Consider the following 7,052-nt stretch of genomic DNA (forward strand, 5'->3'; position numbering starts at 1 on the left):
TATGGATTTTTCAATTCCCCAAAAAAAGGCTATAGACATTCGAAATACGAACGTTGTTGTTTCTGCAAGTGCAGGAAGTGGTAAAACTGCCGTTTTAGTTGAACGCCTATGTCAATTGGTATTAAAAGACCATATTTCGATTGATTCCATATTAGCCATGACCTTCACAAAGGATGCTGCGGCTGAAATGAAAGCTCGTTTACTTTCGAAATTAAAAGAACAACCAAAAACGGACTATATTCTGCAACAAATGGCACTCCTTGAAACGGCTAGCATTTCAACAATTGATAGTTTCTGTTTATCTATTGTACAAAATTATTACTATAAGATTCCCATCTCTTACACAATGTCTAAACAAACGGCATCCTCAGCTCAAACACGCATTGCCTTTGAAAATGCCTATAAGCATGCGATTCAAGATTTAGACTTAAATGCCTATACACAACTAAAAATGTATTTCCATTCTTTTGGCAAAACCGAAGAAGATATTCAAAAATACATTGAAGATATTTTGGCAATCATTAACTCTAAATCCGAAGAAGATGCAAAGGCTTGGATAGAAAATATTCAAGAATCTTATACATATTTAAATCCTAAAATAATGGAATATGCCTTAAAGTATTTCCATAATCATTGTCTAGCCATGACTGAAATTTTAGATGAAGTAATCGACCAGATTTCAAAGCCTGAGGATTATGAAATTAAAAAGGAATATTTATCCAAGTGTTTAGATACAACATCCTATTCGGATTTTAAATCACAATTCGAATTGTATTTAAAGAATACTATTGGCTTTAAAAAGACCATTGATAAGGTCGATTATTCTAAATATCAAACTTCTTTTAAAGAACATGAAACACGTATTGTAGAAAACTTATTTGATGAAGCATTCTACCTAAAGGATATTCAAAGTCATAAAAATTTAGTTGATACATTATTTGATCTCACAAATAAAGTAAAATTGTATTTTCAATTAGAGAAGAAAAAAATGGAAGTAATCGACTTTAATGATATGGAACACTTTGCGTATCAATTACTTCAAGATCCTATGATCAAAGAGGAGATGTACAATAAGTACCAAATGATTCTAGTCGACGAATTTCAGGATACCAATGAGTTACAGGAAAAAATCATTGCGTCTTTCTGTCATGAAAATAATGTGTTTAGAGTGGGGGACATTAAACAATCTATCTATGGATTTAGACAAGCCAATCCAAAAATCATGCAAGCTTGGATGGAAAAAGAAGATGACAATAACACTCCTTTGTTACTGCAAGAAAACTATCGTTCCAATGCGAGCGTTATTCAATTCAACAATGATTTTTATAGTAAGATCATGAACAATGAATTGTTAGGAGAACAATTTGAAGAGATTGATATTGCCAATGTAGGTACAAAAGGGCAAATGGAAAGTCCTCAATATCCAGTTCGTTTCTTATATACAGAATATAAAGATGAGGAAGGCAATAAAGCTACAATCAAGAAAAATCACAACGAAAATCGTTTTGATTTAATTGCACAAGACATCATAGAAAAGCATAATGCGGGAATGCCCTATAAATCGATGTGTGTATTGACCCGTAATCATGCTCCACAAGAAAAACTGAAAGCTGTCTTTGAAGCCTATAACATTCCGGCTATGATTACCATTGATCATGGATTCTTTACAAATCCTGCCATTCAAATCGTCATTTCTACTTTAAAAGCTTTAGAAGATTTAACGGATGACATTTCTTTATGTGCCTCTTTAATGTCTCCATTATTTAATGTATCTTTTTCCCAAATTGCGAAGTGCTGTATTGATAAAGAAAAAGGCACATCTTTATATATGAGTATTAAAAACGAAGATTTTATGAAGCCATTCTTTGAGTTATACACAAATAAAAATAAAACAATCACACAACTGCTACAATATATTTATGCATATAATAATTTCTATTACGCTTCTACAACAATTCAAGATAAGAATAACTTAGATTATTTATTAGAACTTGCAGGGCAATTTGAAAATCAAAATGATATTCATAGTTTTGTCTTACAATTATCTAAAGATGCAATGCAAGATCAAACACAAGAAGCAAGCTTGTATGGCAAAGAAGATGATGTTGTTCAAGTAAAGACAATGCATCAATCTAAAGGTCTGCAGTTCCCGGTTGTATATATTCTTTCGCAACACGAGCAAAGAGATAAACATGGCAGTTCTTGTATCTTGCTTGATTCAACATTAGGATTATCTTTAAAAGGATTAAGTTTAGATTATAAATTAAAATACAATTCGATCTATCATTTAGCTCTACAAACGAAAAAAGAACTCAATGATCTTGCAGAAGAAATGCGTGTATTCTATGTGGCGACAACCCGCCCTCAAAAAGAACTTGTCATTGTAGATACGATTGAAAGCATAGAAGATTTTTATAGTCCATTAAACGCCTATACTTTATTAGAAGATGAAAGCTATACAGGATGGCTTTTACATACATATGCCAATACGAGTGATTCTCTAGTGGTTTTTGATAAAAAATCAGAATTATATGAAAGACCATTAAAGGTGCGTCAAAATAACACGCCTTATACACTACCTACATATTCAAAAGCATCTAAGGCTTTTTCAAGTCAAACTGCAAGTGGTGCAAAAATTAAATTAGATTGGAAAGAGGTTTCTCTTTCTAAAAACATGGGAACCATTCGTGGAACTTTATTTCATGAAATTGTGGCACAATGCGCATATCCTTATCAAGAAAAGGAAATTATTTCTTATGCGACTTCTTATGGATATACTTTAAAAGATCATGATATCAAGCAGATTCTAGCTTTAAACGAAGATTCTCTTTACTCTTCTTGGATGAAAGAAAAGCATGTATTTGAACAAAGTTATATTATCGAAGAAAAAAATCAAGTTGTTCATGGCTTTATGGACTTAGTTATCTATAAAAAAGATGAAGTGATCATTGTCGATTTTAAGACAGATGCAACAGATAACGAGAAAAAATTAATTGATTTATATGCGATTCAGCTTCAAACCTATAAAAAAGCCATGAAAAAACTAACGAATTTGCCAATAAACACGTATATTTATGCTTTTCCTTTATCAAAGTGCATCTATTTAGAATAACTTATGTTACAATGGTAAAGTCTTTTTAAAAAAGAGAGAAGGAGAGCAAATCGTGGAAAAATTTTTTAAATTGAACGAGAAAGGTTCAAACGTTAAGACGGAGCTTATCGCTGGTCTTACAACATTCTTGGCTATGGCCTACATTCTTGGGGTTAACCCTTCAGTTTTAGCAGATGCTGGTATGGACAAGGCCTCTGTATTCCTTGCGACTGCAATTAGTGCGGGTGTCGCAAGTATTATTATGGGTCTTGTTGCCAACTATCCAGTCGCATTAGCTTCAGGTATGGGTGTAAACGCATTGTTTGCCTATACAATCTGTGGACAGATGGGCTTTAGCTGGGCAGCTGCATTAAGTGCTGTATTCATTTCAGGTGTTATCTTTATTCTTATTTCTGTTACTGGTGTTCGTAAAGCTATTATCAATGCGATTCCAGTACAATTAAAGTTGGCAATTGGAGCTGGAATTGGTTTCTTCATTGCGTTTGTTGGTTTAAAAAATGCGGGTATTATTGTTGCTAGTCCTGCAACATTTGTGACAATCGGAAACTTAACAGATCCAAAAGTATTACTAGCTATTGTTGGTTTATTAATTACGATTGCATTAGTTATTAAAAATGTTCCTGCTGCCGTTTTTGTAGGTATGGTTATCACAGCTATTATTGGTATCATCCTTGGATTCATGGGAATAGCTGAAATGCCTACTTTACCTGAACGTTTTATTTCGTTCGATTTTGAATTACAAGCCTTTGGAGCTTGCTTCTCAGGAATCTCTGAATTGTTCGCAAATCCATTCCAGGCTTTCGTTGTGATTTTCTCATTCTTGTTCGTTGACTTCTTTGATACAGCAGGAACACTTGTTGCGATTGGTAACCGTATTGGTTTAATCAATGATAAAGGTGAACTTGAAAATGCTGAACAAGCATTGGTTGCAGATGCATTTGGTACAGTATTTGGTGCTGTTTTAGGTACGAGTACAGTAACTAGCTTTGTTGAATCTAGCTCTGGTGTTGGTGTCGGAGGACGTACAGGTTTAACTGCATGTACATCAGGTGTTTGTTTCTTACTAGCCGTATTCTTATCACCACTTATCTTAAGTACAGTTACGAATGCAGTTACTGCACCAGCATTGATCGTTGTTGGTATTATGATGGCTCAACAATTAAAAGGTATTGATTGGGATGATATGATTTTTGCAGCAGCTGGATTTGTCACTGTTATTATGATGATCTTAATGTATTCTATTTCAAATGGTATCGCATGTGGATTTATCGTTTATACAGTTGCCATGATTGCTGCAGGTAAAGCAAAAGAAGTTCACCCAACGGTTTGGGCATTAATGGTTATCTTCGTATTATACTTTGCAACACCTTATATTATGTAAAAGAAAAAGTCGGTTCTCCGACTTTTTTAATACGTATTATTCTTTTCATATTGATTTTCAAAGGCATTCTTAAAAGTTGGGATGCCTTTTTTTACATCATAAAATGATGCTAGTAATTGTACAGCTTCATCTGTGCTCATCTTTGATGTATTGATCATCAATGTATAATTACGTGCATTTCCCCATTTTTGATTGGTATAGAATTCATAAAATCTTGCCCTTTGCGTATCTTTTTCCTGCACAATTTTCTTGGCTTGTTTGGCAGGCACTTGATATTCGTCTATCGACCATTGAATACGTTCTTCTACATCACTGTAACAGAATACAGAAATAACATCCGGATTATCTTTTAAAATATAATCCGCACATCTTCCTACGATAACAGCGTCTTCTCTTTGGGAAATCTTTTGAATAAAATCACTCGCCATATCATAAATTTGTGAATTTACACTTAATTCCGTAATATTTCTAAGTCCTAAAAGACCTTTAGATTCTATTGTAAATAATCCATTCGCATCTTGATTCTGGTCTTTAAAGAAATCTGCACAAACCCCCATATTCACTGCAATTCTTTCCAAAATTTCTTTATTATAATAACTAATATCCAAATATTCAGCTAACTTACGTGCAATTTCTCTTCCATTTGAACCAAATTGTCTAGATATCGTTATAATCACATTCTTTTCCATGCCAATTCCCTCTTTTTTCTTATATCATACAATAATATGTTAAAATATTGTAGTGGAGGAAGGTTATGAAAAAAATTATTTTTTTAGATTTAGACGGAACTCTATGGACATTTGAAAAGATTCCTAGTTCTGCATTAGAAGCGATTGAACTAGCAAGAAAAAATGGGCATAAAATTTATATAAACACAGGAAGAACACGTTGTGAAATCCCTCAATTTTTATTCGATATGAATTTAGATGGCTATTGTTTGGGATCTGGAAGTGAAATTATTATAAATAATAAACAAGTTCTTTTTAAACCATTAGAAAAAAGAGATACAAAATTTATTCAGCACATTGCTAAAGACACAGGCTATTCTTTAGAAGGAAGTCAAACAACATTCACTAGTGAAAAAAATAGAGAACGTATGCGCCAATTTAACACAGACAATCGCATGGGAAATCGTTTCTTGTCTTTTCCAGATATTTCAACAATTACAGATTCCGATTATGGTCAAGTCATGAAGGTCAGTATCCATTTTGATTCCCTTTCACAACGAGAAGAAATTTTAAATCAAATCCCTGAACATTTAACTTTCACAAATTTCTTGCATCTAGGCGGAGAAATCACACATTCAGAATACAATAAAGCTACGGCTATTCAGTTTGTCAAAAACTATTATAAAGAAAAATATGATACAGTTGCGATGGGTGATTCTGAAAATGATTTGCCGATGTTAGAATATGCTGATATTTCTATTGCGATGGGAAACGGTGTCAAAGAGGTAAAAGAAAAAGCCGATTATGTCACAGATAAAATTGACAATGACGGCTTATACAAAGCTTTTAAACATTTAAAGCTATTTTAGAATCAGAAATGATTCTTTTTTTTACTGTTGTTGTTCCTTCATTACATCTGCGTATTTTCTACGACCTGGGTGTAAGTTATCAACATAGTAACGAACTGTTAAAGTTCCAGCAACCTTAGTACGAATCTTAGGCTCTACAATAAAGCCGTCTCCTTCTAACATTGCATCTAACATAGCTTTGCAGCATGTAGCTAAATTTTTTACGCCTGGTTCACATTCATTCATAAACTCTTTGGCATTCACTTCGATGTATAACCACATTTTATCATGAGCTTCTTGTTTCATTTCCTGTAAACGAGCAGCGTATTGTTCTTGAGTCCATTTTTCCATAATCACAACATCCTTTCTTATATCCTAATCATACAACATTCTACCTAATAACTCAAACTTTGGCCTTTATTTACAGTTACATTGGTCACATTTTTCACAAAGTGTGTAAAATAAACACAATTGGAATCGTTACCACACACGCAACACTTGTTAAAAATATAGCTTTACTTGCTAGCGTTGCATCTTCACCATACATAAGTGCATATACACTAGAATTACTTGCCACCGGCATACACATAATGAGTATAAGTGTATTTTCAATCAATGGATCAATGTGAAATAAAGAAAGAGAAAACATATAAAACAAAGGTAATAAAATCATTTTAAATATAGTAAATGCCCATACTTTTACATCCAACAACTCTTTGATATCCATATTCACTAAGCCAGCACCAATAACCATCATAGATAATGGTGTAGTCACATTACCTATATATGTGCATGTCTGAGCTAAAACATATGGAAGTTTAATATTAAAAATACAAAGTATTAGAGCAACAATGGATGCGATCATAGGTCCATTCATAAATTTCTTAAAAGAAAAGCCTCCCTTACGAAATAAACTCTCTCCATATCCATACATCAAACAGTTGAGCGGTATTGAACCTCTCATCACTGAAGTGACGAGATTCTTGGGAACAGGTTTCTATCGAAACCTTTCTTACCAAGCTATCCCCGCAGTTCCTGCGGTT

At 33.3% G+C, this 7,052-nt stretch carries 6 protein-coding genes; 3 read left to right on the forward strand and 3 right to left on the reverse strand.

Annotated features, from left to right (window positions below):
- Window position 1 precedes the first annotated feature (1 nt).
- Together EUBIFOR_RS11210 and EUBIFOR_RS11215 are read left to right on the forward strand one after the other, a co-directional pair.
- The gene (locus tag EUBIFOR_RS11210) at window positions 2-3,112 is read left to right on the forward strand and encodes a UvrD-helicase domain-containing protein (RefSeq protein WP_003866186.1); all 3,111 of its coding nucleotides are present in this window, start codon (window positions 2-4) and stop codon (window positions 3,110-3,112) included.
- Between the two features lie 49 nt (window positions 3,113-3,161).
- Window positions 3,162-4,493: an NCS2 family permease gene (locus EUBIFOR_RS11215; protein WP_040466538.1), complete on the forward strand. Its 1,332-nt coding sequence runs from the start codon at window positions 3,162-3,164 to the stop codon at window positions 4,491-4,493.
- A 26-nt stretch (window positions 4,494-4,519) separates the two neighbouring features.
- Here the strand turns inward: EUBIFOR_RS11215 and EUBIFOR_RS11220 are convergent, their stop codons facing one another.
- Window positions 4,520-5,182 carry a cytidylate kinase-like family protein gene (locus tag EUBIFOR_RS11220; protein ID WP_003866188.1) on the reverse strand — a complete coding sequence of 221 codons (663 nt, stop codon included), beginning with the start codon at window positions 5,180-5,182 and terminating at the stop codon, window positions 4,520-4,522.
- Between the two features lie 65 nt (window positions 5,183-5,247).
- Between EUBIFOR_RS11220 and EUBIFOR_RS11225 the strand changes: the two genes are divergently transcribed.
- Window positions 5,248-6,030, forward strand: a complete 783-nt coding sequence (locus tag EUBIFOR_RS11225; RefSeq protein WP_003866189.1) for a Cof-type HAD-IIB family hydrolase — start codon at window positions 5,248-5,250, stop codon at window positions 6,028-6,030.
- Between the two features lie 21 nt (window positions 6,031-6,051).
- Here EUBIFOR_RS11225 and EUBIFOR_RS11230 read toward each other — a convergent pair whose 3' ends face one another.
- Window positions 6,052-6,360 carry a hypothetical protein gene (locus tag EUBIFOR_RS11230; RefSeq protein WP_003866190.1) on the reverse strand — a complete coding sequence of 103 codons (309 nt, stop codon included), beginning with the start codon at window positions 6,358-6,360 and terminating at the stop codon, window positions 6,052-6,054.
- A gap of 94 nt (window positions 6,361-6,454) precedes the next feature.
- The gene (locus EUBIFOR_RS11235; RefSeq protein WP_208853818.1) at window positions 6,455-6,886 is read right to left on the reverse strand and encodes an AEC family transporter; all 432 of its coding nucleotides are present in this window, start codon (window positions 6,884-6,886) and stop codon (window positions 6,455-6,457) included.
- Between the last annotated feature and the right edge of the window lie 166 nt (window positions 6,887-7,052).

Source organism: Holdemanella biformis DSM 3989 (genome assembly GCF_000156655.1).
GTDB classification, from domain to species: Bacteria; Bacillota_I; Bacilli_A; order Erysipelotrichales; family Erysipelotrichaceae; genus Holdemanella; species Holdemanella biformis.

What these genes read in the sequence shown, in the direction of transcription:
- EUBIFOR_RS11235 (WP_208853818.1), bottom strand. Translation starts at nt 6,886, where the DNA reads ATGAATGGACCTATGATCGCATCCATTGTTGCTCTAATACTTTGTATT.
- EUBIFOR_RS11225 (WP_003866189.1), top strand. Translation starts at nt 5,248, where the DNA reads ATGAAAAAAATTATTTTTTTAGATTTAGACGGAACTCTATGGACATTT.
- EUBIFOR_RS11220 (WP_003866188.1), bottom strand. Translation starts at nt 5,182, where the DNA reads ATGGAAAAGAATGTGATTATAACGATATCTAGACAATTTGGTTCAAAT.
- EUBIFOR_RS11210 (WP_003866186.1), top strand. Translation starts at nt 2, where the DNA reads ATGGATTTTTCAATTCCCCAAAAAAAGGCTATAGACATTCGAAATACG.
- EUBIFOR_RS11230 (WP_003866190.1), bottom strand. Translation starts at nt 6,360, where the DNA reads ATGGAAAAATGGACTCAAGAACAATACGCTGCTCGTTTACAGGAAATG.